Source organism: Streptomyces sp. GS7, assembly GCF_009834125.1.
Taxonomy (GTDB): domain Bacteria; phylum Actinomycetota; class Actinomycetes; order Streptomycetales; family Streptomycetaceae; genus Streptomyces.
Genome location: NZ_CP047146.1, coordinates 5,397,479 through 5,424,252, shown reverse-complemented (window position 1 = coordinate 5,424,252; position 26,774 = coordinate 5,397,479). Strand labels below are relative to the sequence as shown.

Below are 26,774 nucleotides of genomic sequence, written 5' to 3'. Positions count from 1 at the left end.
CGGCGGGGCGGACCGCCGCCCGGTCCGCCCCGCCGCTACCTTGACCACCCCGCACTCCCCGAGGAGCCCGTCATGGACTTCGTCCAGCGCACCATCGACCTCGCCCGCCGCAACGTCGCCGAGGGCGGACGCCCCTTCGCGACCGTCATCGTCAAGGACGGCGAGATCCTGGCCGAGAGCCCGAACCGGGTCGCCCAGACCAACGACCCCACCGCCCACGCGGAGATCCTCGCCATCCGCCAGGCGTGCACGACGCTCGGCACCGAGCACCTGACCGGCACCACCATCTACGTCCTCGCCCACCCCTGCCCGATGTGCCTGGGCTCGCTGTACTACTGCTCCCCGGACGAGGTCGTCTTCCTCACCACCCGCGACGCCTACGAGCCCCACTACGTCGACGACCGCAGGTACTTCGAACTGGGCACCTTCTACGAGGAGTTCGCAAAGAACTGGGACGAGCGCCGGCTGCCGATGCGCTACGAGCCGCGCGCGGACGCGGTGGAGGTCTACCGCTTCTGGCAGCAGCGCAACGGCGGCGAGCGCCGGGTGGCCGGCACGCCGACCGCCGCCTCCTGAACCCCCACCGCCCGCCCTCCCCGCGCGCGGGCACGAGCTCGGCGGCGGGGGGCGGCCGTCACCGAGAAGTCGTCGGCCGGTCGGTGGTTCCGCCGGTGAAGGGCGCCAGGACATGGGTGAAGTCCCAGGTGTTCTGCGGGATGCTGGAGCAGTTGTCGGCGGACGGGCCGCCGGGGCAGCCGCCGTTGTCCCGCTGCAGCGCCCAGAACGACAGGGTGCCGATGCCCTTGGCGAGGGCCCAGTTGTAGACCTGGGTGGCGTTGGCCAGGCTGAAGGTCTCCGCCGGGCCGAAGTCGTCGACCCCGGGCATCTCGACGATGCCGATCGTGGCCCACAGCTGAGCCGGGGTCCTGTCCGGGTAGAGCGGCTTGATCTGGTCGTACAGCCCCTGGGCCGCGGTCTGGGTGTCGTTGGCCATGTCGTGGGTGGCGTTGTCGTAGTAGTCGAACGTCATGATGTTGGCGACGTCCACCCGTGCGCCGTTGTCCACCGCGTTCTGCAGTACGGCGAGTCCGCTGTCGGTGAGCCCGTGGGTCGTCGTCGGCAGGGTGTACGAGATCGCGACCGTGCGCCCGTTGGCCGCCGCCCAGTCCTGCACGAGCTTGATGGCCTTGTTCCGCCGATCGACGGCGGCGGAGTCGTCCAGCGAATCGGCCTCGATGTCCATGTCGAGCCGCGGGACGTCGTAGGTCGTGATCACCTGCTCGTAGGCGGCGGCGATCTGGCCGACGTCGGTACAGCTGTCGGCGATCTCGGTACCGGTGGAGTCCGCGGTGTACCCGCCGAAGGAGGGGATGACATCACCCCCCTTCGCCTGGATGGTCTTGATGTCGCTGCCGAAGGAGGCCGAGGAGACGGGCGTATCGGAACTGCCGTTCCAGTAGGCGGTGCAGGAGCCCTTGGCGGCCGTCGCGACGAACCCCATCGTCAGATGCCCGGCACCGGACTGGGCGGAGAGCGCGGCCGGGCTCTCGCCCGTCCACGACTCGAAGTAGGGAGCGAACACACGGGCCGGGAGCGGTGTCGCCGCGTGGGCGGCGCCCCCACCCAGGGCGGTGAGCCCGGCGGTGGCCACGGCGGTGACGGTAGCGGTGAGTACTGCACGGAGAGAGCGCCTGCGTCTCATGTCAGTCCAGGTGTGAGGAGGTTGACCGCCAAATCCCCTTGTGCGCAGCGGTATTGGCATAGGGGATAGCCCTGAGGGCAGCGGCGTGTCAATGGACTGGACCAAGAAAGGACCAGACCAATAAGTGCCGACGGGCGGCGCGGCCCTGCCCAGCACGGTCACCACATGCTGGACCACCTCTCCGCGCGCTCGGCGGTGCGGGGGACCGGACGCATGTCTCGACCGCCCCCGTACGCCTGACCGCACCCGCCCCAGGGCAGACAGCCGCCCCTGTCGCTCAACGCCGGCTACAGAGCGGGGAGTTCGGGACTGCCGCCGCTCTGGTGCCGCCCGGACCCGGCGAGGGCGGCGAGCCCCGGGTGCCAGTCGTCAGTCCTTTTTCTCGCCCAGCTTCTCGACGAAGTCCTGTGCCTTGCCGACGGCGGTGTCGATCGTGTCGCTGTGCTTGTGGTCGGTCCTGTCGTCGACGAAGTCGCCGACCTTCTCCAGTCCGCCGGAGATCTTGTCGCCGTGCGCCTCGGCGATCTCCTCGGCCTTCTCCTTGAGGTTCTTGAGGGCGTCAAACATGCAAAGTCCGTCTCCGTCGATGAATTGCCTGGTCAGGGCCATCGTCCCATGGAGGCGCGGAGCGCAGGACGGCTCATGGGGTCGCGTGCGGGGCGAAGCGGGCGCGGGCGCACACCGGCACCCGAGCACCGCCGACGGGACGGTCCGGCCGCGCCGTACGCGTCAGCTCCGGGTCATCTTGATCTCGCGCTCGAAGTTGAGAGTTGCGATGCGTCACCACTCCCTGGGGCTGGTGTGGCGCGCGAGTCGCGGTTCGCAGCGCTGTTCTGTCGTGCGCATGCTTTCGCTACCATCCGGTAGGTCGATCAACCACGCTCCGTGAGAGGACAGATGATGGACGTTCACGACCGTCTGCCGCGGGAGGAGCACGAGGCCGTGGCCCCGGTCGCCCGGGACGCCCCGCACTCCCACGCCGGCGTCGGCCGTCGGAGGTTCCTCGGCTACATCCTGGCGGCGCCGACCCTCGCGGTCGCCGCGCAACTGGGCGAAGCGGCGGCCGGTACCACTCCGGCACACGCCGCCTCCGCCTCGCTCCCCGAGCTGTCCACGGTGTTCGACCTCAACGACATGCTCACCGACGCGGCGCTGCCGACGGCCGGCCTCATCACCCTCCACGTACACGCCGACGGCACGGCCTCGTTCGCCCTGCCACGCGCCGAGGTGGGCCAGGGCATCACCACCTCCACCGCGATGCTGATCGCCGAGGAACTGGACCTGCCGCTGGAGAGGATCCACGTCACCCTCGCCGACGCACGCCCCGAACTCCTCTTCAACCAGCTCACCGGCGGCTCCAACACCACCATCTCCACGTACACCCCGATCCGCGTCGCCGCCGCGATCGCCAGACAGCGCCTCCTGGAGGCCGCGACCGAAGTGCTGGGCGCCGAGATATCCACGCTGACCACCAAGGCCGGTGTGATCACCGCCAGGAACGGCCGGAGCGCGACCTACGGCTCGCTCGCGGAGAAGGCCGCGAGCCTGGAGACCGTACGGGTCGCCACCGACCTCAAACCCCGCTCCGCCTTCTCGGTCATCGGCACCGCACGCAACCGGGTCGACGCGCTGGCGAGCGTGACGGGCCGCAAGCAGTTCGCCATGGACCTGCACGTGCCGGGCGCGTCCCCGGCCATGGTGTGCCGGCCGCCCACGATCAACGGCACGGTGCGGTCCGTGCAGAACCTCGCGGCGGTACGGGCGATGCCCGGCGTCACCGACGTCGCGGCCATCTCGACCGGCGTGGCGGTACGCGCCCGGACCTTCGGCCAGTGCATCGACGCGGTACGCGCGCTCAAGGTGACCTGGGGCCCCGGGACGGCCGAGCGGGCGTCCGACGACACGGTCCTGCGTGAGGTGAAGGCGGCCGAAGTACCCCTGGCGGTACCGCGGTTGGACCCGCTGGCCAAGACCGTCGAGGGCACCTTCACCTTCCACTTCGCCAGCAACAGCGCGCTGGAGCCCAACTGCGCGGTGGCCGACGTCCGGTCGGACCGGGCCGAGATCTGGGCAGCCCTGAAGTCACCGATCGTCGCCAAGGAGGCGATCGCGGCGAAGCTGGGTCTGCTGCCGGGTGCGGTCACGGTGCATGTCACCGAAGGCGGCGGCTCGTTCGGCCGCAAGCTGTTCTCCGACGCCGCGCTCGAAGCCGCCGAGATATCCCAGGCGATGGGCAAGCCGGTCAAGCTCATGTGGCACCGCACCGACGAGTTCCGCCAGGGACGTACGCACCCGATGGCCACCTCGCGCGTACGGGCCACCTACGCACTGGGCAGGGTGCTCACGTACGAGCAGCGGCACACCTCCGTGTCCACCGACTTCGGCCACGGCCTCGGCGAGATCATCACGGCGTCGGCCGCCAAGCTGCCGGTGGGCGATCTCACCTTCTCCGAGACCATCTTCACGCTCACCCAGCAGACGCCCTACGACCTCGGGCTCACCACCCAGCTCCTCAACGAGGTGGACAAGGGCTTCAACACCGGCAGCATGCGCAACATCTACTCGCCCAACGTCCGGTGCGCGCAGGAACTCATCCTCGACCGGCTCGCGGACGAGATGGGCGAGGACCGCCTCCACCTCCGCCGACAGCTCGTCAAGGACGACCGGGCCAGGGCCGTCCTTGACAAGGTAGCGGAACTCGGCCACTGGGGGAGGGAGTTGCCGGCAGGCATGGCGCAGGGCATCGCCGTACACCCCGAGTACCACGGAGTCGTCGCCGTACTCGCCGAGATCGACTGCCGCCCGCAGACCACCGGACGGCACGTTCCCGACGCGTACACCGGACCGCGCGTCACCAGGGCCGTCTGCGCCGTCGACGTCGGCCTCGCCATCAATCCGAAGGGCCTTGAGGCCCAGATGATGGGCGGCATCATGGACGGCATCGCCATCACGCTCACCTCGGGTCTGCACCTCAAGGACGGTACGTTCCTGGAGGGCAGCTGGGACAACTACTTCTACACCCGCCAGTGGAACACCCCGCCCGAGCTGGAGATCGTGGTCATGCCGCCGACCAGCGGAAAGCCCGGCGGTGCGGGGGAGTTGGCGGTCGGCGCCGCCGCGGCCGCGGTCGCCTGCGCCTACGGTGCAGCCACCGGCACCATGCCGACGACCTTTCCCCTCAACCACTCCGGCCCGCTCGGCTTCGAGCCGCTGCCGACCGTCCCCCCGATCCCGCAATCGCCGACCGACGGCCTGGACCGCGCCTACTAGCCGCGGTCGGTTGAAGCGGCCCACCAGGAGCGCAAGGAGCGACCGTGCCCGAACACACCTTCATCCTCAACGGCAAGCCCGTCACGGCGGACGTCGAGGGCGATGTGCGGCTGCTGTGGGTGCTGCGCGACGTCCTCGGCGTCACCGGGCCGAAGTACGGCTGCGGCCTCGGTGTCTGCCAGGCATGCACCAGCCACCTCAACGGCAAGGCGTTCAACCCCTGTTCCGTACCGGTCGGGAACATTCGGCCGGACGACGAGATCACCACCATCGAGGGGCTGCCCGCCACCGTCGGCAAGGACCTGCACCCCATGCAGGAGGCATGGCTGGCGCACGACGTCGCCCAGTGCGGCTACTGCCAGCCCGGCCAGATCATGGCCGCGGTCGCCAAGGTCAGGCAGGCCCGAGCCGCCGGCCGCGATATCACCGAAGCCGACCTGGACGAGATCCGCAACGTCTGCCGCTGCGGCACCTACCACCGCATCCGCGAGGCCATCATGGAGGGGGCACGACACTTCTAGGCCAAGGGGGGTGGAGCCACACGCGGCACGGCGCGAGCGCCCCATGCGCCACGACCGTCAGAAGCACCGTGGCCGCTGTCCCCATCACGGTGTCGCACGGCTCGAACGGCCGCAACGGCCGCTCCATGCCGCGGGCATTGCCTGGGGTGGGCCCGCACTTGCCCGCCACGCCACCGCCCCCGAGTACCAGCGCGCGCTCGTTCCCCATGTGTACCTCCAGGTGTGTTGCTGCCCAACGGGTCTGCCGTCGTCTCAAAGTCCTGGTGGGCGGGTTATTCCCGAGGGATTCCGGGAGGCGGCGGGGTAGCCGGGCCGCACCGTGCCCAGCCACTCCCGGGCGCGCTTGCGACGGCGCTATGCGGACACGCCCTCGACGAAGAGAAGCCGCCGGTCCAGCGCCGTCTTGCGGATTGCCAGCGCCGCTGCGTATTCGGGCGAGGCGTACCACTGCCTGGCCCGGTCCATGTCGGGGAACTCCACGACAACCAACCGGTGGGAAGTGAACCAGGCCCCCTCGACGGCGTCGGGCAGGGCACCGCGGACGACATAGCGGCCCTCGTAGCGGCGGATCGACTCCTCGGCCAACGTGCGGTACTCACCGGCCTGTTGCTCGTCCAGCACCTCGACCTCGGAGATCACATAGGCAGTCATGGCGGCCATGGTGTCAGGTCCGTCGACGCCCGTCCCGTGACGGTGCGATCGGTTTGTCCCGCAGAGGCAGAGGCAGAGGCAGAGGCAGCGGGAGGCGCCGACCGACATCGCCGCGGCCCGCAGGCCGTCAGCGTCCGGAGCCGGGTGCGCAGGGGCGCCGGGTGCAGCTGCCGGCGGTCCCGGTGCTCTCTCGATCTCTGGTCCGCCGACCGCGCTGCCCTGACTCCGGGCCGATGCGCCGGGGCGGAAAGCCAACGGCGGCCACGCCCGAGCGGCGCTTGCGTCGCGTCACACGGCGCGAGAACCCCCCGCCGCTGCCGTGCACGCCTCTGCCGGTCATCCGGCACCCTGCTCTCACGCGGTGCACCGCCGAGCCGGGCAACCGGACGGCCGTCCCCAGTCCGCCGGCGCCGAAGTCGCCTTCGGGTGGATCCGACAGGCCGAGCGGCCGCTCAACGCGCGGTCTCGCACACCCTTGGTGAGATGATGGGGCGAGTGCCGGACCGCCTCGACATGCCCTCCGGTCCTGCTCCCGCGAGCACGGCGGAGGCATCGGGTACGGCACGCCGATCCGCCCGCACCGTTCCCGTCGGGACGTGACGCGTTGCCGGAAACGACGATGTGGGCAGGGACCGGGGAACGTGTTCGCCGGCACGGCGAACCGCTTTCGCACGACATGCGGCCCGGCCGCACCCCTCGTACGATGATCCATGGAGGCTGGGCGCATGGAGGAACCCCCCGCAAGCGACGCGGTGTCACCACGGTAGGACGGTCCATGATGGGTGCATCTACCGACCGCTACCCCTACGCCTTCCACATCGCCCTCGACGGCAACGGCCTGAACGGTCTGGAGGGTGCGGCGGGTGTCTGCGTCTTCCGCTACGACCCGGACAGCGGCGCATACGCCTACCGCGTCCAGTACTACGACGGTGTGGCCGGGGGCCATGCCATCAGCATCACGCCCGACCGGAAATCCGGGTTCCTGGGCAATGCCGGGCAACAGCTCATGTTCTACGACGTCCATTCACTGGACGAGCGCGAGCGGGTCTCCACCCTGCGGTTCGAAACTCCCGACGCGTCCATCAAGAGCAGCACGCACATGGTGTGGCTCGACAACACCCAGGGCGTCACGGCGATCGGCGACGGTTTCTGGCTGGTGGACCTCGACCGCCCGACCAAGGCCGAGCGCATCGGCGATCACCTGCTCAAACTTCCGCATGCCATGAAACGCACCGCCTCCGGCCGCTATCTCGTCTACGGAGGGATGGACCATCCGGGTCGGGGCGAGGCCGCCGAGGTCGGCATCTTCGACCTCGAAAGACGCGTCGCCCGGAGGGTCCCCCTGCCGACGACCTGCTGGCACGTGGCCTGCCATCCGTACGAGGACGTCTTCTACGCACTGTCCTTCCGGGTCCTTCCCCAGGAGGGCCGGGACTGGCACGAATGGGCCATGGCGTACTTCAAGGAGTACGTGTTCGAGATCGACGCCGCCAGCGGGCAGATCCTGCGGCACTGGAACTGCGGTCAGAACGTGCCCGCGCACATCAACTCGGACGTGTGCGTCTCGGACCGCGAGCTGATCTACTGCAACGGCGGCAGCGGCACCATCGTCATGATCGACCTCGCCGACTTCACCTCGTACCGCGTCATCGACGAACGGCCGGGACTGTCCGCGCAGATGCGCTCCGCCCGGCAGGCCGCCCGGCAGGTCACCGACGCTTTCACCCGGGGGTCCCCCGTACCGAGCAGCAGGCACTTCGTCGGCGCGTTGCGCGTCACGCGCGGCACGCTGCTCGACTCGGTCTACGCCTGCCAGCTCTCCGCCGACCAGAAGCTGCTGTTCACCGCCAACCGCGGACTCAACACGATCACCGTCTACGACTATCCCGCCAATGCCGTGCGGCTCCGGGTCGAGATGCCGGAGCTGCGCGCGTACCTTCCCGATCTGCCTGTCTGGACCGATCCCCGGCTGGGGTTCCACCACAGCACCCTGCTGAGCCCGGTTCCGGCTCCCGCCGGGGCCCGACCTGAGGAGTGTTCATGAGCACCGAGACGACCGAAGAGCTGGCCGCCGAACTCCGGCGAAGCTGGGAACACTTCCGGACCGCAGCCGTCCGGATCGCCGAACTCCAGACCGCGATGTGGGGTGACTACGCGGAGTTGGTGACCGGGCTGCTCAACGGCAAACCCACCTGGGGCGAGGTCAACAGGGCGTACTGGGAGTTCGTCGGCGACGAGGGCGTGAAGTTCGCCTCGGCACTGGGCGGACTCGGTATCGACTACGCCCGGAACGTGGCGGAGCTGACCCGGGAGCACGAACAGCGCCTCTGCGAGCAGTTGCGCGCGTCCGCACCGGCTACGGTGCCGGACGGCAAGGGCGGTGGCGGAGCGGGCACCAAGGCGGATCCCCCGCCCCGCTCCAGGGGTACGAAGCGATGACGGCGGTGACCGGGTCGGCCGGCGTACGGTGACGGGCACCGCCGCCGCACCGTGCGCCCGTCGCGCGCTGAACTGACCGGGGAATCGGCTCAGTTGAGTGCTCCGGCTTGCTCGTCCAGCTGCCGGGGGACCAGTTCCCGCGTGGCCATGACTTCCGGATGCGGCCGCAGTCCGGACCTGATCCGGTCCGGTACATGCGGGCTGGTCACCAGCCAGCCGAGCGCCTCGGCGAGCGCCTGGCGCGCGGGCCGCGGTGTGTACCCCAGAACGGCGGCCTTGTCGTGCCGGTACCAGTAGTACCGGCCCATCGTCCGGGCCTCCGCGCGGGTGGTCGACGGGGTCCGGGCGCCCAGCACCGCCCGGATCTCCGCCAGCGTCGCCGCCACGTAGGCGCCGGTGTGCGTGGCGGTGGCCCACGGCCCATGAGTGCCGCACAGCTCCGAGACGGTCTGGTGGATGGTCCGCCACGCCCAGTTCTCACCGCCCAGCAGATAGCGTTCCCCGGCGGTTCCGTGCTCCGCGAGCAGCACGTGGCCCTCGGCGACGTCGCGGACGGAGACGATGTTGCATCCGCCCGGGTAGGTGGTGCGCAGCGGATCGGCCAGATAGCGGGTGAGCAGTGCGTTGCTGGGGACCAGCCGCCGGTCGGGCCCGCCGACCACGATGGTCGGGCAGGCGGCCACCACCTCCAGCCCCAGTCCGGCGCCCAGAGCGAGCGCTGTCCGCTCCTGTTCCAGCTTGGTGAGGAAGTAGTCCGGCAGATACTCCTCGCCCGGCATCCCGTTCTCGTCGCGGGACGCCGGGCCGTCGGACGATCCGCAGGTGACCGACGACGAGGTCACCACCACCCGCCGGACCCCCGCCGCCGCAGCCGCCTGCAGCACCTCACGGGTGCCCGCCACGTTGGCCCGGGCCAGTTCCTCCCGCGTGACGTCCCAGTACGTGAAGACGGCGGCGCAGTGGAACACCGTCTCGCAGCCCTCGAACGCGGGCCGCAAGGTGGCGGGGGCCCGGAGATCCGCGTGGACCACGGGGACGCCGAGCGCGTGGAGTTGCCGCGTGTCGCCGCTCCGGCGGACCAGCGCCCGCACCTCATGGCCGGCGCCCCACAGGGCCCGCACCACCTGGCCACCGACAAGTCCGGAAGCTCCGGTCACACACGCTTTCACAGGGGTTACCTCGATCGTCTGTCCCGGGCCACGGCTTCGCGCAGCCCCTGCCAGAAACCGGTGACCGCGGGCCGCAGCTCGTCCCGGAGCTCCTCCAACAGCCCGAAACGGGACGGCACATCGCCGGGCGCAACATGCCAGAAGCCGTCCGGCCCCAACTGCCCGGGCAGTCTCGACATGTCCAAGGCCTGCGAGGCGACGCTCCGTACGAGCCGGGCGGCCTCGGTCAGGCGCTGGGTGGGCAACTCGGCGGCCACCATGTCGTCATGCTCCTCCCAGGCACGGCCGATCCGGTACGGCCGCCCCTCGTACTGCGCCTCGAAGTTGTCGAGCGTGCGGGTGAAGAACCGCTGATAGGAGTCCTGCACCAGCGGATCCCTGAGCTTCGGCCGGGTCTCGGGACGGAACACCTGCCAGGTCAGCGGCAGGGTGAACCGCTGGCGGACCCGGACCACGATCCGGGTCCGGTTTCCGCCGTCCGCCGGGAGGAAGACCACCGAACCGTCGTCGTACTGGGCGGAGCCGTTCGGACTGTGGACGGTTCGCCAGGCGATCCGCCGCGACTGCTCCTCGTAGGTGATCGACTCGAGCTTGCAGACATCGATCGGCGGCCCGCCGTAGAACGCCATGTAATTCGGCTGTGCCAGATACAGGTTGCGTTCGATCTGGCGGGTGGGCCGCCCCTGCGCATCGCGGGACACCACGTGGACCCGTCCGCCCAGGTAGTCGGTCATGTAGCTGATGGACCGGCTGATGTCCACTCTGCGCACGAACTCCGCGTACGGCGCGTTGACGGTGCGCTCGCAGCCGAAGAGGACGGAGCTGCCCAGGTGTTGCCACCGCATCAGCCAGGCGTCCGCGGGCAGCGCGTCGATCACTTCTTCCAACGGCTGGAGGAGACCGTCGATCCGGTCGAAGTCGGTGTGGGTGTAGGCGTCCGGGTCGATGGCGAGCGAGACGTCCCGGCGCCGGATCTTCTCCTTGCCGTACCCGGTACGCCACGCGCGTACGGTGGACGACGCGGATGCGGCCGCCCCGATCACCGTGCAGAGGGCGGCGGAGGCGGCCGGGTTCTCGTCCGCGACGCGGATCAGCGTGGTGAGGACGTGCGAGAGCCGTGCCAGCGCGGGATCGGTGACCTCCGCAGTGCCCGGGGCCACCTGCCAGGCGGCGATGCTGAACAGACGGTGCACCCGGCCGTCCGGGGCGAGTCGGCGCACCGCCTCGACCAGGGCTCTCGGAGGGTTGCGCCATCCCTGATAGGGCGTCAGATCTCCGTCGAGGTGATAGCCGTCCGGCAGCCCGCGGTCGTGGAGTACCCGCGCGTTGAGCGGCGACGAGACGGGGTCGACGCGCATGAGCAGTGCACCCACCATGTCCGCCAGCGCCCCGTCGGGCGCGGCGATGACCGTCCCCGTTCCCAGTGGCTTGCCCACGTACGAACCGGCACACCCGTGACTGCTCACCACCGCGTCGATGATGTGGAAGTCCGGTGCGTGGGAACGCAGCAGATCCACGACGACCTCGGCGCCGTCGCGCCGTGCCCGGTAGTGGTGGTGCTTGTCGGCGTGCGGCAGCACACCCAGCAGATTGGCCAGGCAGAGGGCGTACCCGAACTCCGGGTGGGTGCTGTTCTTCGCGATGTTGATGCGGAAGCCGGCCGACAGCCAGGCACGCGCCATTCCGCTGCCGTGCAGCACGCTGGAAGCGGGAAACCCGGCCGGTTCGATGTCCTCGGACAGGTCCACGATCCGGTAGGCGTTGCCCTGTTGGGTGCGCCCGCCGTAGCCGAGCCGGCGACAGGTCTGCAGGAGTCCGGGGCCCTCAAGCCACACGTCCGGGCCGCAGCGGGAGGCTCCGACGGTGATGTTCCGGTAGCCCCTGTCACACAGCAGGTCGATCAGCTGCTCCACGAGCGCGGCGCTGACCGCGGTCGTCGGATCGCCGTACGCCGATGTGCCCGGCGTCAACATCACCGCCAACCCGCCCGGATCACCGGCCGCGCGTTCGGCGAGCCGCTGCCAGAGCCCGGCCCGGGTGACCGCGTCCGCCAGCAGGCGCGCGGGCGCAAGGGGCCGGGTCCGGGTGGACCGCACCACGGCGGCGACGGTGGTCATGTCGGCCTTGGCGTTGGTGGAAGAGACCGCACGCGACGGTCCCACCGCGGCCTCGTCGTGGGAGCTCATCTTGATGGCCTCCGCCCAGGGGCGCGTCGTTCAACGGTGCGCCCGGTCGGCCCAGCGTCACCTGTCGTAAAACGACCGAACAGGTACAAACCGGATTCTACTGGACTTGAGGGGGATGGGTGGGAGGACGCGCTCGTGGCAGACCCGGATCGTCGTCGGGCCGGCGGTACGCGAGCGTGGCAGGTGAACTGCCGGTTGGGCACCCCTGGCAGAGCCCTGACGCCCTCACCCGACCACGTGGTTGCGGTACTTGGTTCCGGCGGGCACGAAGGCCCGGCGGAAGCGAAGACGCGCTGCAGGACAGGTCCGTCAGGTGGCCCGGGGTGGTGGGGGTGGGCGGAACTGGGGGCCGTAGGTGCCCGGGGCGTCGGGGATCGCGATCCCCATCAGTTCCACGGCAGGGTCCTCCAGCCCGCGCATGGAGTGGACCGCCGCGCTCAATGCGCTGTGGCCGTCGCCGACCCAGGCCCGGTCGAGGGAGTCGAGCACGGCGTGGTAGGTGGAGTCGAAGCGCTCCAGGAGTCGCTGCACGTCCGTCGGGGGGTGGGGCCAGCCGTCGGCCGGTACTCGGGCCATGGGGCGGACGTCCGGGAAGGGCACGGCCGAGCCGGTGAACTCCCATTTGCCGCTCACGTTGTGCAGCCGCTGCCCGTGGTAGATCTCGCTGAAGGCGTAGTAGTGGGCCGGATGGTCGTCCTCGAAGGTGTTGGACGGGGAACTGGCGGTGCCCTCGCCCTGCTCCTTCACGATCTCCATGGAGCGTTCGACGTCGTCGAGGTTCTCGACCGGCCTCAGGTCGTCCGAGCCGATGTAGCCGGACAGTTGTCCGCGAGTGGACAGTTCGGGAGCCGCGGTCCGGAACGCCTTCTGCAGTTCGCCGTAGAACCCGCCGATGGTGGGTGAGTTGTTCGTGCCCTGGGCGAGCGGGACTTCGGGCGCCTCGATCGCCATCATCACGTCGTGCACGAGTGACTTGGTGAGACCTGACAGATATACGGTCACTCCGGCGCGCACACCCCCGGGCAGCGGGCCGGGGTAGGTGGGTGCCGCGTCCCTGATTCTCGGTCGCCCGCCCACCGCCACGAGCAAGTTGGACACCACTCCCAAGTGGTACATCTCGTCGAGGACGATGCGTCGGATCAACCGGGCGACCTCGCCGCCGCGGTCCTTGACGGACCACCAGCCACACAAGTAGGCGGGGATGGTGGAAAGTTCGAGTTGCACGGCCACCTGGAGGGCCGACCTGATCCAGTCCACCCCGCGGGCCTCTTCGGGGACGGCGAGGAGGTGTCCGACGGAGCCGCGGTGGGGTGCGGTGGGAGAGCTGCCCGCCGGCGGTTCGGCAGCCTGGGCGGCACGGGCGGCCGAGACGGGGGCGGCGGCTGCAAAGGCGGCTGATGCCAGGAAGCTTCGGCGTTTGAAGCAGGTGCCTGGCAGTGTGTCCGGACCTTCCCTCGCGTCAGTCACCGGTGCCTCCGCTCACAACCATGGCCCTGCTCGACTGCAGTTCCCCGGGTCCCTCGGACAGTTCGCGAAATTAGCAGCCGCCACCACCGTTCCCGGGGTGCGCGGCGTCAGCCGCCGCATCGACCACCCTGTCGGTCCAGTCGGCGCAGCGCCGTGGCACCGCAGTTCACTTCTGGGGCCGGTTGCGGATCTGCATGCCGGGGCGGCGGCGGTGGACCGTCAGGTAGGACATGCCGTCCTTGCCCGCGGTGAGGCTACGGGCGGTGCCGTGCGGGAGCCAGGTGAGGCTGCCTGGGGCGAGTGGTTGGGCGGCCTGTGTCGTCCCCAGGGTGCCGTCGCCCGCGACGACGAGCAGGAGGACGTCGAGGTCGGGCTCGGTGTGCGTGTCGATGCGTCCCTCGGGCGGGATGCGGACGAGGTTGGCGTCGAGTTGCCGCCCGGGTTCGGCCAGCCGCCAGAGCGCGCCGGCCGGCGCGGAGCCGGCGGCTGCGAGCAGCCCGGTATCGCACAGGACTCGCGGGAACCGCGCGCCGGCCGGCCCGGCGGGGTCGATGTGTGAGTCAGTCATGAATTACCACCGTCTCAAACGTGCATGCGGCCGTCCCGGGCCGGTCTCGGGCCGGCCAGGCCAGGTCGAGCCAACGTACGCCTCGCGGCGAAGACGCCGAGTCGGTGACGCGATCCACACGGCCGGCAGCCCTCTCAAATGCGAATCTAGCATGTGTATTTGGCCTGGCCGTGCGGAGGCCGGGCCGCGAAAGGAAGGACAGCGCACACCATGAACGCCACCTCGGCCGCCGTAGCCACTGCGGTCACCTTCGTCTGGCTCGGGATGGTCCTGGCGATCTCCTTCCTGGAGGCGCCGTTGAAGTTCCGGGCACCCGGCGTGACCATTCCCATCGGCCTCGGCATCGGCCGCCTCGTCTTCCGGGCGCTCAACCTGGTCGAGGCCCTGCTCGCCCTCGTCCTGATCGCCGCCGTGGCGCTCGGCGGCCCTCCCGCGTCCGTGGGCGCGCTCACCGCCGGTTCCGCGTTGCTGCCGGCCGTGCAACTCGCCGCGATCCGGCCCCGTCTCAACCGCCGTTCGGACCGGGTGCTCGCAGGTGAAGCCCTCCCGCGCTCCCGTGCCCACCTGTTCTACGTGGCCACCGAAACCATCAAAGTCCTCAGCCTGCTCGCCCTGGGCATCAGCGTCCTGACCGCCTGACCTCCCGTACCGCACGCCAAGCCGCCGGCAAGCCGGGAGGCCGGCCGAGTCAACCGGGGAGCGGTTCCTGGCCCGCGTCGTAGACGAGCAGCTGTTGCCCGGGCAGCAGCCGGGCCTCCGGGCTGACCGGATGTGGGCGCAGCCTGCCGTCGTGCATCAGGTGCAGCACCTGGGCCCGGCGGGCCAGGACGAGGAAGTCGGCGATCAGTCTGCGATGGCAGCGCCACCACACGGACTCGGCGCACATGACCGCGGTGCGTTCCACGTCGGCCTCGGCGAGCAGCTCCTCCGTCGCGGCCAGGAACTCCGGCGAGCGCATGTGTGCGGCGTACCCCGCGAACGCCTGGTTGCGCAGCGCGGTGTCGGGCGTATCCGGGCGTGCTGTTCGCCAGCCGCCGAGGCGTTTGTCCCAGCGGTAGGTGATACCTGCCTGTGGCAGCCACCGCGCCATGGTGTCGCGGCCGGCGTCGGGGTTGTGGCGGCTGCCGGGAGCCGTCCGCACGTCGACCAGGCGGCGCACCTCGGCGTGCTGCAACAGGCGCGCCATCTCTGCCGCGGTGGCGGTGCCGTGGCCGAAGGTCAACAGGAGCATCGTGGTGGGCCTCACTTGCGGATCCGCCGGCGCTGGTCGGGGCACCGGTGGCAACCGTGATACCAGCCGCAAGCGGCGGCGCTGGTCCCAGCGCGTAACGCGTTCGAGCGAACGGAAGAGCGTGGAAGAGTGTACGGCTGCGGTCGTTGTGGCTTCGGTGCGGGCCGAGTGGGATGTCGTCGGAACTCGCGGCGGGAGAAGAGTGGTTCAGCCGGCCGTGGTGGAGGGCTGACGTCGGAGGGTGAGCAGGGGCACGGCCGGCCCGGCCGCCGTCGCGGCGAACGCGATCCCGGCCCGTACGCCGTGGGCCTGGCCCGCGAGCCCCCAGACGGCAGCGGCCGGGACCGGGCCGAGGGCGAAGCCCAGTGGGCGGGACAGTTGGAGGGTCGAGGCGGCGGTGGCCGCCCGGCCGGGCGGCGCGGCGCCCAGCACCAGTGCCTGCGTCGGGCCGCCGTGGAGACCCATGCCGACGCCGACGAGGGCGAGTCGCCAGGCCACCTCGGGTGGCGGCAGCGCCTCGCCGAGCGGAATGAGCGGCCCCAGGCCCAGCGTGGTCAGTGCGGTCATCCGCGGCCTCCTGCCAGGAGTCGGCGAGCGGGCCGGGCTGGTTCCGGCGGCGACGTCGGATCACCAGTGCCAACGGCCCCGCTGCCGCGTCCGCCGCCCGCGTGCAGGTGCCGGCCAGGTGGTGACACCCTCCTGGAACACTGCAGTTCCTGCCCGATTGCGGGCAGGAATATGGACGTTGCGTGGCTCCCGACCTAGGGTGATCGCTCATGATCACCCTGGACGCAATAGGGACCTTCGCCCTGATAGTGGGACTCCTCACGCTCACTCCCGGACTGGATACCGCACTCATCCTGCGCACCGCGGCGCTCGGGCACCGCCGTCGCGCCTGGGGCGTGGTCCTCGGCATCCAATGCGGCACGCTGGTCTGGGGCGCGCTCACCGCGCTCGGCGTGACCGCACTGCTGACCGCGTCTCACCTCGCATACGAGATTCTTCGGTGGGTCGGAGCCGCGTACCTGGTGTGGATGGGCGGCAGGCTGCTGTGGGCCACCCGGCGTCGCTCATCGCGCGAGATCTCGCGGACAGCGGCAGCCGGGGGCGCGACCGTGGCCCGGACCCAGGCCGGGAAGGGCGCCGGCGACACCCTGCTCGGCGGCTGGCGGCAGGGGGTCGTCACCAATCTCCTCAACCCGAAGATGGGCGCGTTCTACGTTGCGGTGCTGCCGCAGTTCATCCCCGCCGGCGCCTCGTCCCTCGCTGCAGGCATGCTCCTGGCCGGCGTGCACATCCTCCTGGCCGTCGTCTGGGCCTGTGCGCTGATCGCCTTCGCACGCCTCCTCCGAGACCGCCTGCAACGGCCCTCGGCCCGCCGCTGCCTGGACCGCGTCACCGGCACGGTCATCGCCGCCTTCGGCATCCGGCTCGCACTCGGGCAGTGAGGCACCGGGCGACGTCATCGCAAGGCCACCGACGGCTGTGGAAGCGGCACCCCGCGCATCACCCGAAACGAAAGGACATCCGCATGTGCTCGCTCCCCACCGGCACCGAGGCCGTGGTCTTCGACTGCGACGGCCTGCTGGTCGACACTGAAGCCCGCTGGACCATCGCGGAAACCGCCGTCTTCGCGGCGCACGGCCATCCCTTCGGTCCCGCGCAGAAGGCCCTGGTCATCGGACGCACCGTGGAGGACGCCGGCGAGGCCATGGCCCAGTACCTCGGGTGCCCGGGCGCCGGCCCCGAACTCGCCGCCGAACTCGTCGAAAGAGTCCGTAAGGAGCTTTCCCGAGGGGCCGCTGCCCTCCCCGGGGCGGTGGAACTGGTGCGTGCCTGCCGGGCAGCCGTCCCCATCGCCGTGGCCAGCAACAGCCCCCGCGAACTGCTGGACGCGGCACTGCGGTCGGCCGGCCTCGCCGACTACTTCACCCACTCGTTCGCCGCCGACGAGGTACGCATCCCCAAGCCCGCACCAGAGCTCTACCTCACGGCATGCGAGGCACTCGGTGCGGCCCCGAACCGTTCCGTCGCCTTCGAGGATTCGGCCACGGGCATCGCCTCGGCGCGAGCCGCCGGGCTCTACGTCGCGGTCGTACCGTCCCTTCCCGGAGTCGACCTCGACCACGACTGGCTGGGCGCCAGCCTGGCCGAACCCGAACTGCACGACTGGGCCAGGAAATTGGGGCAGGGTACGCCCTGCTGACGCATCCTCCTGCCCCGTGTTCGGGAGGCGTCCCGGTTCCGAACGTCGCGGTTGGCGGGGTGCCCGTGGTGTAGGGATATTCCGTTGTGGGGGCAGGGAGGCGGCTCTAGGGTCTGCGGCATGTCCCTACGTCTTCGGATGCGTCAGGCCCTGCTGGAAGCGATTCGTGCCCGCGACAAGGCCGCGGTGAGCGCGCTGCGCGCAACGCTTGCCGCGCTGGACAACGCTGAGGCGGTGCCCGTGGACGAGGCCGCGCTGCGTGGCTTGGCGCTGGAGCACTCGCCGGTCGGTGTCGGCGCCACCGAGGTGGCGCGACGTGAGCTGAGCGAGCACACAGTGGCGGAGATCGTGCGTGCCGAGGCCGCCGAACGACTGGAGATCGCAGCGCAGTTGACTGCGCCCGCGCACGCTGGCCGAGCTGCGCAACTCCGTGGGGAAGCCGCTGTGCTGCTGGGGTTCCTCGACGCTGCCCACGCTGCGTAGGACAGGGTGTCGCTTCGCAGCCGAATCCCCAGGCACGGCCCGGATCGCGGGACGGTGCGGGTGGGGGGAGCCGGGCCGGCGCCCGGGGTTGCGTCGTGGCCGCTGTCTGTTTCACCCGGGGCAGGATCGACGGCGGCCGCGTGCCCGACCGCGCGGATGAGCGCGCCGGCACCTGCCCGCCGCTGCCTGGCAGAGCGAGGCCGTGCACGTCGTACGTGGGGTCATGATCCGCTGGCGACGTACGGGGACGGAGTAGGGCCGCCGGTACCCCTGTCGCGGACCCAGTGGGTGCCGAGGGGTGGCTGGACCGTCGGCGGACGGCGGCCGGGCCGGAAGCGCACGCGGGCAGGGGGACATGGGCCCTTCGGCCCCTGGCGGGGACGACCGGCCCACAGCCCGGTCCGGGTGTGCGCGAGAGAGTGGGTGCGAGCCGGTGAGGAGGCCCGTCATGCAGGTTCGCGACGTGATGCGCACACCGGTGGTCACGATCCGTTCCGACGCCACCCTGCTGGAGACCGCGCGGTTGATGCGGCAGCGCAGCGTCGGGTGCGTGGTGGTGATGTCCGGCGAGGTGGTTCTCGGCATGGTCAGCGACCGGGACCTGACCGTACGCGGGCTGGCCGCGGAGCGGAGCCCGGCCGCGCCGGTCAGCGAGGTGATGACGGCGCCCGTGCACGCGGTCCGGCCCGGCGACGACGTGGACGCCGCGTACCGGACCATGCGCCGCTCGGCCGTCCGCCGGCTGCCTGTCCTGGACCAAGGGCGGCTGGTGGGTGTGGTGGCACTCGACGACCTGCTGATGGACGTCTCCCGGCGGCTGTCCGACCTGCTGGGCGCGGTGTCGTGGTGCGTGCTGGCCGAGCCGCCCAGCAGGACCGCGCAGGCCCGGTGACGCAGACAGCGCCGCGGCTCCGGCACACCACGGCCGGGTCGGGCGCCGCGGTGTGCGGGGGAGGGAGAGAGCAGGTCGGGTGCCGACCAGCCCGGCCCCGCACGGTGCCGGCGGCAGGCGCGGCCGGATGGCGGGACCGGGCCGCTCGTCCTGGAGGTCGACCGGCCTGTGGCCGAGGGACCTATGGCCCCTGACGCCGCCGCCGGTCCCCCGCCACGCTGAAGTGGCCCCACCCGATCCGCCGATCCTGCCGGTTCACGGACCCTGCCGGATCCACCGGCCCTGTTCGTTCCACCGACCCCGCCGATTCCACCGACCCCGCCGATTCCACCGACCCCACCGATTCCCCCGACCGCGCCCGTAACGGCACGGTCCGATCCGCCCGGGAGGCCCCCGGTGCTCACCCACCCCACCCTCGACGACACCGCGATCGCGTCCCTGGTCGCCGACGCCACCGCCGCGCCCTCGATGCACAACGCCCAGCCGTGGCACTTCGCCTACTCCCGGGTGCGGCGCACCATCACCCTCTCCGCGGACCTCGACCGCGCGATGCCGCACGCCGACCCCACCACACGGGGACTCCACCTCGGCTGCGGGGCGGCCCTGCTGAACCTGCGCGCCGCCGCCGCGCATGCCGGACACCGGACGGTGACCACCCTGCTGCCCGACCCGGGCGCCCCCGCGGTCCTCGCCGCCGTACGCCTCGACGTACCGTACGAGCCCCTGGACGTCGCCCTCTCCGGCCTCCACGGCGCCATCCGCGACCGGCACACCAGCCGCCATCCGTTCACCGAGCGGCGCATCCCGGACGGCCTTCGCGCGGCTCTGGTGGAAGCGGCGGCCCGCGAAGGGGCGCGGCTGGCCTTCCTGGCCACCCCGCACCGCGAGGCGGTACTGGACCTCGTCCTGCACGCCGAGGGGTACGACCGCATGGACGACGGCAGGGAGGCCGAACAGCGCGGCTGGACCCGCGACACCTCCGCCGCATCGCCCGTCGACGGGGTCCCCGACTACGCCTTCGGCCCCGCCAAACGCGGCGGCGCGGCCCCCGTACGGGACTTCGCAGGGCGGCGCACGGTCCCCGGCCGCGCCTACGCCGACTTCGAGAAGCGGCCGCAACTGGCCTCCCTCAGCACCACCCGCGACGGGCCCGCCGACTGGCTCCGCGCCGGCCAGGCGCTCCAGCGCGTGCTGCTCCTCGCCACCCGCCAGGGGCTCGCCAGTTCCTTCGCGACGCAGCCGCTGGAATGGCCCGACCTGCGCTGGCTGCTGCGCGACCCGCTCTCCGGCACCGGCTACGTCCAGATGATCCTCCGCCTGGGATACGGCCCCCAGGGGCCGTGCACGCCGCGCCGGCCGGTTGACGAGGTCCTCACGATCACGCCGTGAGCGCCGGGCAGCGAGCGGCTGCCGGCCGGTTGTCGGCCGGTTGTCGGCGGGAGTGCGGGTGCCGTAGGGCGGATGTGCCTGTGGGGGAGGTGCCGCCGGCTCAGGAGTCAGTCGAGCACGGCGGCGACGGCTTCGATCTCCACGAGTTGGTCGGTGTAGCCGAGGACCGTGACGCCCATCAGGGTGCTCGGTACGTCGTGGTCGCCGAACGCGTCCCGGACCACTCCCCACGCCGTCACCAGGTCCTCCCGCCGGTGGGAGGCGACCAGCACGCGGGTGCTGATGACGTCGTGCAGCGACGCACCGGAGTCCGCCAGTGCGGTCCGCATGTTCGCCACGGCCTTGGCCGCCTGCCCCGCGACGTCCCCGACTGCCGCCGTGGAACCGTCCTCGTTCAGCGGGCACGCTCCGGCGAGAAAGATCAGCCGTGCCCCGGGCGGAGCCGTGGCCGCGTAGGCGTATTCGGCGGCATCGGACAGCGACGGCGAACGGATCAGCGTGACGGCACGAGGCATGGGCGTTCCTTTTGCGGTGGCCATGGAGGCGCCCACGATCTTGCCAGCGGCCGGCTCCGCGAGCGACGTGATTTCCCGGACGTCGGCTTCCGCGCCCAGGAGTGCGGGAGTTGCCGGAGCGGAAGCTCGCGCGCGGGACAGCGACCTCAGCATTCCGTGGCGTCGTCGTCGATGTGGTCGATGTCGTCGCAGTCGTCGAGAGCCGCGACCGCCAGGGCCTGCTCCGCCGGGTGACCGTCGGCTCCGGGCAGCGCGAGCGCGGTCCGGAACTGTTCGCGTGCCTCGGCGATGCGGCCTGCCGCCACGTAGGTGCGGCCCAGCCGGTAGCGGATGTCCATCTCCAGCCGGTCGCAGTGCGGTTCGGCGAGCGGGGACAGCAACCGGTGCCGGGCGAGGGCCTGGTGGTGGAGGGCCGCGGCGGCGCCCAGATTGCCGGCGCCCTGCTCCGCCGTGCCCAGCCGGGCCAGGGTGAGGCTGTGCAGGAGGACGTCCCCGACCTGCTCGACGAGGTCGGCCGCGCGCCGGAACAGGGTCCTGGCCGCGGCGTGGTCACCGAGGCCGAGGTGCACATCGGCGGCGCACGCCAGGACCCTGCTGATCATGCGGGGCCGGCCGTTCTTCTCGGCGTGAGGCCGGGCGTCGGTGAAGCAGACCAGCGCTTCCCCGGTCCGCCCCCGGCCGAGGTGAACGGTGCCGAGGAGGCAGAGCCCCATCGCCGCCAGCCAGTCGTCGCCGAGCCGCTGGGCCAGCTCCACCGCGGTGGTGAGATGGGACGTCGCCTCCCCGGCCCGGCCCAGGTTCATCTCGGCGGCTCCCAACCCGCTCCGGGCGCGGGCCTCTTCACGCGGGTCGGCGCACCGGCGACTGAGGTGCAGCGCCTCGGTGAACCAGGCATGCCCCTCGGCGTAGCGGCCCTGGTGGATGTCGGTGATGCCCAGGCAGTTCCGTACGGCGGCGGCCATCCGTCGGTCGGTGGCGCCGTCCGCGTGCGCGAGCGCGGTCTCCAGCGCGGTCCGGCACTCGTGGTAACGGCCGTGGCGGACGAAGTAGTCGCTCAGCGCCTCGGCGAGCCAGCACACGTCGTCGGCCTCGCCGAGCGCCGCGGCATGCCCGACGACATCGACGAGTTCCGCACCGGCCGCCTCCAGCCAACCGTCCGCGTCCTTCCAGCCCGTGAACGGCGTTTGTGCGGGCTGCGGTCCGGTGGGGAATCCGTCCGGGCCCCAGTCGCTGGTGGCCCGGCCCGCGTCCAGATAGAGGCGGAGCGCGGCGGTGCGCGCCGCGTCGGCTTCGGCGGGCGCGGCCTCCGCGAGCCGGCGCGCATGCACCCGCACGAGGTCGTGCAATCGGTACCGGCCGGGCCGCGGCTGCTGCACCAGGCTCGCGTCGACCAGGCTCTCCAGGATCTGCTCGGCGTCGCGGGACGACCAGCCCAGCATGGCCGCCGGCGTCCGCGGGTCGAACTCGACCGTCGGTGACAGGCCCAGCACACGGAATCCGCGCTGCTGCCGCGGCGTGAGCTGGTCGTAGGACAGGCGGAAGGCCGCCTCCACGCTGCGGTCGCCGGTACTGAGTTCGCCGAGCCGGTGCTCGTCGCCCGCCATCCGGTCCACCAGGTACCCGAGCGTCCACGCCGGGCGGGTCTGCAGCCGCGCCCCGGCGATGCGCAGGGCCAGCGGCAGCCCGTCGCACAGCCGGACCAGCGCACGCGTCGCCGCCGGTTCCCGGTCCGCGTGCTCCTCCCCGACGATGTGCCGGAGCAGGGACAGCCCCTCGGCGGTCACCAGCGGCTCCAGGGTGACCCGCCGATCGGCGTCAAGCCCGGTCAGCCGCCGCCGGCCGGCCACCAGCACCGCGCTGCCCGGCCCGGCGGGCAGCAGGGGCACGATCTGCTGCGCGCCCGGCGCATCGTCCAGTACGAGGAGCAGCCGCAGGGAACTGGTCGCGGTCCGCCAGGCGGCGGTGAGTTCGTCGAGGTCGTCGGGCGCCTCGCTGTCGGCCGCACCGATCGCCCGCAGCAACCGCCGCAGCACGCGCTGCGGAGGGATCCGCCGCCGTCCCGTGCCGTGTGCGCGCAGGTCCACGAACAGGCAGCCGTCCGGGTAGTGGGCGGTCAGCTCCCGCGCAGCCTGGACGACGAGCGCGGTCTTGCCGACGCCGGCGGTGCCGTCCACAGTCACGATCGACACGGAATCGGACGGCAACGGCGCGGTCAGCAGGGCCAGTTCGGGCTCCCTTCCGACGAGACGAGCGAGGCCGGCGGGCAGTTCGTTGACCCGGCGGGGCCGCGGCCCCGCCGGCACAGCGGTGGCGCGCACCGCCGCCGCGCCGAGGAGCTGCTCGTCGTCCCGGCGCAGCACCGCCTGGTGCACCCGGCGCAGTTCCGTGCCGGGGTCGACCCCGAGTCCGTCCCGCAGCCGCCCGCGGATGTCCTGATAGGCGCCGAGCGCCGCGGCCTGGCGTCCGCTGCCGTACAGGGCGCGCATCCACAGTGCCGCCAGCGACTCGTCGTACGGCTCGGAAGCGGACAGCGCGGCGAGGTCGTCCAGAGCCTCGGCGGACCGGCCGAGACGCACCAGGCACTCCAGCCGCTCCTGCTGGAACGTGCGCTGCCGCTGCACCAGCCGCTGCCGCTCGCCCTGCGCGAACGGCCCCGGCAGCCCGGCCAGGGGCTCGCCTCTGAACAGGGTGCGCGCCTCGGAGAACCGGTCCAGTGCCGTGGCCAGGTCACCGGACGCCCGCGCCCGCTGGGCTTCGCCGATCCGCCCGGCCAGCTCCGCGACATCGAGCCGCGTCCCGTCGCTGACGAAGCGGTAGCCGTCCCGGCCGCTGCGGATCACCGACGCCGACCGTCCGGCGCCCGCCGCGTCGAGGGCCTTGCGCAACTGGTAGATATAGCTCGGGAGCACCCGGCGACCGGACCCCGGCGGTTGTGTGCCCCATACGTCGTCGAGCAGCTGCTCATGGCTGACCAACAGGCCCGGACGCAGCACCAGTGCGGCCAGCACGGCCTGCCGTCGCACCGGCCCCAGGTCCAGGGGCGCCCCGTGCCACCAGGCCCGCACCGGCCCCAGCACCGCGATCCGAAGCGGCTGCGGAGAGCCCCCGTCCATCCCGAAGCCTCCGGTCCGCGCATCATCGTGAATTCATCGGCATTCCAGCGCCTTCCGCGAAGGTTGGTCAAGTCGGGACCGACCAACGTCGGTGAGGCAGGAGCGGTACGGTGTCCGTCTCGCACCGCACGGCGTGCCGGTGCATCGCCTCCTTCCGCTCCTGCAACGGAAGCGGTGAATCCGCCAACCGGCCGCCCCGTGCCCGGTCGTTGGTACTCGCCGCCGGAGCGCGCCACGCCGTCCGCCGGTATCCCGACCGAGCGGTACGACCTGCCCAATTGGGCGCGGAGCCGGGGGCGGGTTGGGCCCGCGGATTCGTCTATCCGGGGGGTATTCCGTGACATATGGGACACGTGTCCGTTGGTCAGGACCTCTGCTGCCTGTCATGGGCGGAGAGCGTGGTCTGACCTTCATCCGTGAAAGGACTCGAAAGCATGTCGCGTATCGCGAAGGCGCTCATGATGACCGCCGTCACCGGGCTGGCCATCACCAGTGCGGCCGGGGTCGCCTCGGCGAGCAGTGGAGCAGGCGCCAAGGCGGCCGGCTCCCCGGGCTTCATGTCCGGCAACATCGGCCAGATGCCGATCCACATCCCGTTCAACTTCTGTGGGAACGCCGGAGACTTCATCGGCGCCCTCAACCCGGCCTTCGGGAACCTGTGCGTCAACTCCGAGGGCAAGCACGGGCACCACCACAAGGAAGACCGCAAAGAGGAGCGCTGAGGACGACCCCTGGGCAGCATGGGGCCGGGGTGTTGTTCCCATGTCTGATGTCGGTGAGTGACCGGCGGTCCCGGCTGGTTCCCGACCGATCGGGCGTGTAGGGGCAGGACCCGCCGCAACCCCGGTGTACGTGATCACGTGAGTGTGCCCCGGGGATGTGGGCGAGAACCGTGAATGGGGCAAGGCCGCCTGGAGATGTCTCCGGGCGGCCTCTCTTGTGATCGCCGGGCGGGATGCGACAACGGCCGGATATTTCCCGTCCGTTGGGAGGGCATCACTCACGGGGTGCCCGTTGCGCGGTGGGCGCCCAGAGCCGGTCGGCGTCTCCGGCGGCGAGCCGGCCGCGGTAGACGTCGATCTTGTGCGCGATGAGTTTCAGATGTTCCTGGGATTCGGCGATCCCGGCGAGCACCTCGTCACGGTGCGATTCGAGCAGGGCCAGTCGCTCCTGCTCGTTGCCCCGGCCTGCCGCGACGAGCTCGGCGTAGCGGCGAATGCCCTTGATGGACATGCCCGTTGCCCGCAGCCTGGTGCAGATGGTGATCCACTCCAGGTCGAGTTCGCGGTAGCGGCGCCGGCCGCCGTGGGTGCGGTCGACGGGGGTGACGACCAGGCCGGCGCGCTCGTAGTACCGCAGGGTGTGTGCGCTGACTCCGGTACGGCGAGCGGCCTCGGCGATGCTCAACCCCCGTGCGGGAACGGCGTCGGGTAGCTGTCGGTTGACTTCGACCATGCTCTAAAAACTAGCGTCCCGGCCATGCCCGAAGACATGCCTTTTCCCAGTCCCCGCCGCCGGCTCCTGGTGCTCGCGATCTGCTGCGCCAGCGTCTTCGTCGTGGTGATGGACATCTCCATCGTCAACATCGCGCTGCCGTTGATCCGTCGCGATCTGCACGCCTCGGAGTCCAGCCTCCAGTGGACGGTCGACGCGTACACCCTGGTGCTGGCCGGCTTCCTCGTACTGGGCGGGTCCACCGCCGACCGGGTCGGGCGCCGGCGGATCTTCCGGATCGGTCTGGCCGCCTTCGGTCTCGGCTCGCTGCTGTGCGGCCTGGCGCCGAGCATCCATTGGCTGATCGCGGCGCGTGCGCTGCAGGCCGTCGGCGGCACCATGCTCAACCCGGTGGCGATGGCGATCGTCGCCACCACGTTCCCGCAGCCGGCCGAACGGGCCAGGGCCATCGGCGTGTTCGCCTCGATGAGCGGCCTGTCGCTGGCGCTGGGGCCGGTCCTCGGCGGTGCGCTGGTCGACGGCTTCGGCTGGCACTCCGTCTTCTGGATCAACGTGCCGATCGTGGCCGCCGCGATCGTGTGCACCGCGCTGTTCGTGCCCGAGTCGCGCGCCGCCCGGGCGCGCCGATTCGACCCGGTGGGCCAGATCCTGATGGTCCTGGTGCTGGGGAGTGTCGTGTTCGCGATCATCGAGTCCCGGCAGTGGGGCTGGACTTCGCCGGTCATCCTGGGGCTGCTCGCCGTGGCTCTGCTCGGCGTGCTGGGCATCCTCGTCCACGAACCACGCCGCGTCGACCCGCTGTTGGAACTGCGCCTGTTCCGCAGCGTGCCGTTCAGCTCGGCGCTGCTGATGGCGCTCTTCGCGCTGTGCGGTTTCGGCGCGTTCCTGTTCGTCACCCCTCAGTACCTTCAGGACGTGCGCGGTATGTCCGCGTTCACGGCCGGACTCTGCCTGCTCCCGGTCGGCGCGCTGGTGATCGTGTTCTCCCCGTTCACCGGCCGGCTGGTGGGCACGAGCGGTCCCAGGCTGCCGCTGCTGCTCGCCGGGGGAGCGCTGGCGCTGGGCGGCGCCGCGTCGCTCTGGCTCCGGCCGGCGACCCCGCTGCCGACCGTGCTCGCGGTCTACCTGCTGTTCGGCGTCTTCCTGAGCACCGTCAACCCGCCGATCACCAACACCGCGGTCGGCGGCATGCCCCGCTCGATGGCCGGGGTGGCCACCTCGCTGGCCTCCGCCGGCCGGCAGACCGGCACCACGCTGGGCGTCGCGATCTCCGGAACGATCGTGGGGCCGACCGCGGCCCGCGGCGGGACGGCGTTCGTCCGGGCGGCGCACGGGGTGTGGTGGCTGGTGCTCGGACTGGGCCTGGGGATCGTGGTCCTCGGACTGCTCAGCACCGGGCGCCGGTCCCGAGCCACCGCGGAGCGAGCGGCGGCGATGTTCGCGGAGGTGGACCGCGGCGGCGCGGCTCCGCGCACCGCCGCGGCCGGCCGACGGTGATCGACGAGCGGTACGGCGGC

At 71.4% G+C, this 26,774-nt stretch carries 24 protein-coding genes and 1 pseudogene; 13 read left to right on the top strand and 12 right to left on the bottom strand.

Annotation, left to right across the window (positions count from 1 at the left end):
- Positions 1-72 precede the first annotated feature (72 nt).
- Positions 73-576: a nucleoside deaminase gene (locus tag GR130_RS23545; protein ID WP_159506535.1), complete on the top strand. Its 504-nt coding sequence runs from the start codon at positions 73-75 to the stop codon at positions 574-576.
- Between the two features lie 47 nt (positions 577-623).
- Here the strand turns inward: GR130_RS23545 and GR130_RS23540 are convergent.
- A pseudogene (locus GR130_RS23540) lies at positions 624-1,702 on the bottom strand (chitinase); the annotation flags it as partial.
- A 369-nt stretch (positions 1,703-2,071) separates the two neighbouring features.
- The gene (locus tag GR130_RS23535; protein ID WP_159506534.1) at positions 2,072-2,269 is read right to left on the bottom strand and encodes an antitoxin; all 198 of its coding nucleotides are present in this window, start codon (positions 2,267-2,269) and stop codon (positions 2,072-2,074) included.
- Positions 2,270-2,599: 330 nt separating this feature from the next.
- Here GR130_RS23535 and GR130_RS23530 point away from each other — a divergent pair, with 330 nt between their 5' ends.
- Together GR130_RS23530 and GR130_RS23525 are read left to right on the top strand one after the other, a co-directional pair.
- Positions 2,600-4,972: a molybdopterin cofactor-binding domain-containing protein gene (locus tag GR130_RS23530; RefSeq protein WP_159506533.1), complete on the top strand. Its 2,373-nt coding sequence runs from the start codon at positions 2,600-2,602 to the stop codon at positions 4,970-4,972.
- A gap of 44 nt (positions 4,973-5,016) precedes the next feature.
- Positions 5,017-5,493, top strand: a complete 477-nt coding sequence (locus GR130_RS23525) for a (2Fe-2S)-binding protein (RefSeq protein WP_159506532.1) — start codon at positions 5,017-5,019, stop codon at positions 5,491-5,493.
- Between the two features lie 354 nt (positions 5,494-5,847).
- Here GR130_RS23525 and GR130_RS23520 read toward each other — a convergent pair whose 3' ends face one another.
- On the bottom strand, positions 5,848-6,144 hold the full coding sequence (locus tag GR130_RS23520; protein WP_159506531.1) for a DUF1330 domain-containing protein: 297 nt from the start codon (positions 6,142-6,144) through the stop codon (positions 5,848-5,850).
- A gap of 775 nt (positions 6,145-6,919) precedes the next feature.
- On the opposite strand from GR130_RS23520, the gene GR130_RS23515 reads away from it, so the two are divergent.
- Entirely contained in the window at positions 6,920-8,188 is a 1,269-nt protein-coding gene (locus GR130_RS23515) for a hypothetical protein (protein WP_201304975.1), read from the top strand.
- The gene (locus tag GR130_RS23510) at positions 8,185-8,583 is read left to right on the top strand and encodes a hypothetical protein (RefSeq protein ID WP_159506530.1); all 399 of its coding nucleotides are present in this window, start codon (positions 8,185-8,187) and stop codon (positions 8,581-8,583) included. The genes GR130_RS23515 and GR130_RS23510 overlap by 4 nt, the downstream gene beginning before the upstream one ends.
- An 89-nt stretch (positions 8,584-8,672) precedes the next feature.
- On the opposite strand, the gene GR130_RS23505 is transcribed toward GR130_RS23510, so the two are convergent.
- The 4 genes from GR130_RS23505 to GR130_RS23490 form a co-directional block, all read right to left on the bottom strand.
- Positions 8,673-9,740, bottom strand: coding sequence for an NAD-dependent epimerase/dehydratase family protein (locus GR130_RS23505; RefSeq protein ID WP_159506529.1), 1,068 nt, complete (start codon positions 9,738-9,740; stop codon positions 8,673-8,675).
- A gap of 17 nt (positions 9,741-9,757) precedes the next feature.
- Entirely contained in the window at positions 9,758-11,938 is a 2,181-nt protein-coding gene (locus GR130_RS23500) for a DUF362 domain-containing protein (protein WP_159506528.1), read from the bottom strand.
- A gap of 309 nt (positions 11,939-12,247) precedes the next feature.
- Positions 12,248-13,405 carry a ferritin-like domain-containing protein gene (locus GR130_RS23495; RefSeq protein WP_159506527.1) on the bottom strand — a complete coding sequence of 386 codons (1,158 nt, stop codon included), beginning with the start codon at positions 13,403-13,405 and terminating at the stop codon, positions 12,248-12,250.
- A 166-nt stretch (positions 13,406-13,571) separates the two neighbouring features.
- A complete protein-coding gene (locus GR130_RS23490) occupies positions 13,572-13,973 on the bottom strand; it encodes a cupin domain-containing protein (RefSeq protein WP_159506526.1) in 402 nt (133 codons plus the stop codon).
- 210 nt (positions 13,974-14,183) lie between these two features.
- Between GR130_RS23490 and GR130_RS23485 the strand changes: the two genes are divergently transcribed.
- The gene (locus GR130_RS23485) at positions 14,184-14,612 is read left to right on the top strand and encodes a hypothetical protein (RefSeq protein WP_159506525.1); all 429 of its coding nucleotides are present in this window, start codon (positions 14,184-14,186) and stop codon (positions 14,610-14,612) included.
- A 49-nt stretch (positions 14,613-14,661) separates the two neighbouring features.
- Here the strand turns inward: GR130_RS23485 and GR130_RS23480 are convergent, their stop codons facing one another.
- Positions 14,662-15,204 (bottom strand): DUF488 domain-containing protein, encoded by a 543-nt coding sequence (locus tag GR130_RS23480; RefSeq protein WP_159510165.1) that lies wholly within the window; start codon positions 15,202-15,204, stop codon positions 14,662-14,664.
- 207 nt (positions 15,205-15,411) lie between these two features.
- Positions 15,412-15,771 carry a hypothetical protein gene (locus GR130_RS23475; protein ID WP_159506524.1) on the bottom strand — a complete coding sequence of 120 codons (360 nt, stop codon included), beginning with the start codon at positions 15,769-15,771 and terminating at the stop codon, positions 15,412-15,414.
- Between the two features lie 209 nt (positions 15,772-15,980).
- Here GR130_RS23475 and GR130_RS23470 point away from each other — a divergent pair, with 209 nt between their 5' ends.
- The 5 genes from GR130_RS23470 (at position 15,981) to GR130_RS23450 (ending at position 20,174) form a co-directional block, all read left to right on the top strand.
- Positions 15,981-16,652 (top strand): LysE family translocator, encoded by a 672-nt coding sequence (locus GR130_RS23470; protein WP_159506523.1) that lies wholly within the window; start codon positions 15,981-15,983, stop codon positions 16,650-16,652.
- 83 nt (positions 16,653-16,735) lie between these two features.
- Positions 16,736-17,410: an HAD family hydrolase gene (locus tag GR130_RS23465; protein ID WP_159506522.1), complete on the top strand. Its 675-nt coding sequence runs from the start codon at positions 16,736-16,738 to the stop codon at positions 17,408-17,410.
- 162 nt (positions 17,411-17,572) lie between these two features.
- A complete protein-coding gene (locus GR130_RS23460) occupies positions 17,573-17,893 on the top strand; it encodes a hypothetical protein (RefSeq protein WP_159510164.1) in 321 nt (106 codons plus the stop codon).
- Positions 17,894-18,341: 448 nt separating this feature from the next.
- On the top strand, positions 18,342-18,785 hold the full coding sequence (locus GR130_RS23455) for a CBS domain-containing protein (RefSeq protein WP_159506521.1): 444 nt from the start codon (positions 18,342-18,344) through the stop codon (positions 18,783-18,785).
- A 396-nt stretch (positions 18,786-19,181) separates the two neighbouring features.
- The gene (locus GR130_RS23450; protein ID WP_159506520.1) at positions 19,182-20,174 is read left to right on the top strand and encodes an Acg family FMN-binding oxidoreductase; all 993 of its coding nucleotides are present in this window, start codon (positions 19,182-19,184) and stop codon (positions 20,172-20,174) included.
- A gap of 107 nt (positions 20,175-20,281) precedes the next feature.
- Here GR130_RS23450 and GR130_RS23445 read toward each other — a convergent pair whose 3' ends face one another.
- Together GR130_RS23445 and GR130_RS23440 are read right to left on the bottom strand one after the other, a co-directional pair.
- Positions 20,282-20,689, bottom strand: coding sequence for a RidA family protein (locus tag GR130_RS23445; protein WP_159506519.1), 408 nt, complete (start codon positions 20,687-20,689; stop codon positions 20,282-20,284).
- 146 nt (positions 20,690-20,835) lie between these two features.
- Positions 20,836-23,802 (bottom strand): AfsR/SARP family transcriptional regulator, encoded by a 2,967-nt coding sequence (locus GR130_RS23440; protein ID WP_159506518.1) that lies wholly within the window; start codon positions 23,800-23,802, stop codon positions 20,836-20,838.
- 434 nt (positions 23,803-24,236) lie between these two features.
- Between GR130_RS23440 and GR130_RS23435 the strand changes: the two genes are divergently transcribed.
- A complete protein-coding gene (locus GR130_RS23435; RefSeq protein ID WP_159506517.1) occupies positions 24,237-24,524 on the top strand; it encodes a chaplin in 288 nt (95 codons plus the stop codon).
- A gap of 274 nt (positions 24,525-24,798) precedes the next feature.
- On the opposite strand, the gene GR130_RS23430 is transcribed toward GR130_RS23435, so the two are convergent.
- Entirely contained in the window at positions 24,799-25,257 is a 459-nt protein-coding gene (locus GR130_RS23430) for a MerR family transcriptional regulator (RefSeq protein ID WP_159506516.1), read from the bottom strand.
- A gap of 24 nt (positions 25,258-25,281) precedes the next feature.
- On the opposite strand from GR130_RS23430, the gene GR130_RS23425 reads away from it, so the two are divergent.
- Positions 25,282-26,754: an MFS transporter gene (locus tag GR130_RS23425; protein ID WP_236573410.1), complete on the top strand. Its 1,473-nt coding sequence runs from the start codon at positions 25,282-25,284 to the stop codon at positions 26,752-26,754.
- Positions 26,755-26,774 lie beyond the last annotated feature (20 nt).

Bases quoted from the DNA above. Each gene is read 5' to 3' on its own strand.
- GR130_RS23545 (WP_159506535.1), top strand. From the start codon at position 73: ATGGACTTCGTCCAGCGCACCATCGACCTCGCCCGCCGCAACGTCGCC.
- GR130_RS23535 (WP_159506534.1), bottom strand. From the start codon at position 2,269: ATGTTTGACGCCCTCAAGAACCTCAAGGAGAAGGCCGAGGAGATCGCC.
- GR130_RS23530 (WP_159506533.1), top strand. From the start codon at position 2,600: ATGATGGACGTTCACGACCGTCTGCCGCGGGAGGAGCACGAGGCCGTG.
- GR130_RS23520 (WP_159506531.1), bottom strand. From the start codon at position 6,144: ATGACTGCCTATGTGATCTCCGAGGTCGAGGTGCTGGACGAGCAACAG.
- GR130_RS23515 (WP_201304975.1), top strand. From the start codon at position 6,920: ATGATGGGTGCATCTACCGACCGCTACCCCTACGCCTTCCACATCGCC.
- GR130_RS23510 (WP_159506530.1), top strand. From the start codon at position 8,185: ATGAGCACCGAGACGACCGAAGAGCTGGCCGCCGAACTCCGGCGAAGC.
- GR130_RS23500 (WP_159506528.1), bottom strand. From the start codon at position 11,938: ATGAGCTCCCACGACGAGGCCGCGGTGGGACCGTCGCGTGCGGTCTCT.
- GR130_RS23490 (WP_159506526.1), bottom strand. From the start codon at position 13,973: ATGACTGACTCACACATCGACCCCGCCGGGCCGGCCGGCGCGCGGTTC.
- GR130_RS23485 (WP_159506525.1), top strand. From the start codon at position 14,184: ATGAACGCCACCTCGGCCGCCGTAGCCACTGCGGTCACCTTCGTCTGG.
- GR130_RS23480 (WP_159510165.1), bottom strand. From the start codon at position 15,204: ATGCTCCTGTTGACCTTCGGCCACGGCACCGCCACCGCGGCAGAGATG.
- GR130_RS23475 (WP_159506524.1), bottom strand. From the start codon at position 15,771: ATGACCGCACTGACCACGCTGGGCCTGGGGCCGCTCATTCCGCTCGGC.
- GR130_RS23470 (WP_159506523.1), top strand. From the start codon at position 15,981: ATGATCACCCTGGACGCAATAGGGACCTTCGCCCTGATAGTGGGACTC.
- GR130_RS23465 (WP_159506522.1), top strand. From the start codon at position 16,736: ATGTGCTCGCTCCCCACCGGCACCGAGGCCGTGGTCTTCGACTGCGAC.
- GR130_RS23455 (WP_159506521.1), top strand. From the start codon at position 18,342: ATGCAGGTTCGCGACGTGATGCGCACACCGGTGGTCACGATCCGTTCC.
- GR130_RS23445 (WP_159506519.1), bottom strand. From the start codon at position 20,689: ATGCCTCGTGCCGTCACGCTGATCCGTTCGCCGTCGCTGTCCGATGCC.
- GR130_RS23440 (WP_159506518.1), bottom strand. From the start codon at position 23,802: ATGGACGGGGGCTCTCCGCAGCCGCTTCGGATCGCGGTGCTGGGGCCG.
- GR130_RS23435 (WP_159506517.1), top strand. From the start codon at position 24,237: ATGTCGCGTATCGCGAAGGCGCTCATGATGACCGCCGTCACCGGGCTG.
- GR130_RS23430 (WP_159506516.1), bottom strand. From the start codon at position 25,257: ATGGTCGAAGTCAACCGACAGCTACCCGACGCCGTTCCCGCACGGGGG.
- GR130_RS23425 (WP_236573410.1), top strand. From the start codon at position 25,282: ATGCCCGAAGACATGCCTTTTCCCAGTCCCCGCCGCCGGCTCCTGGTG.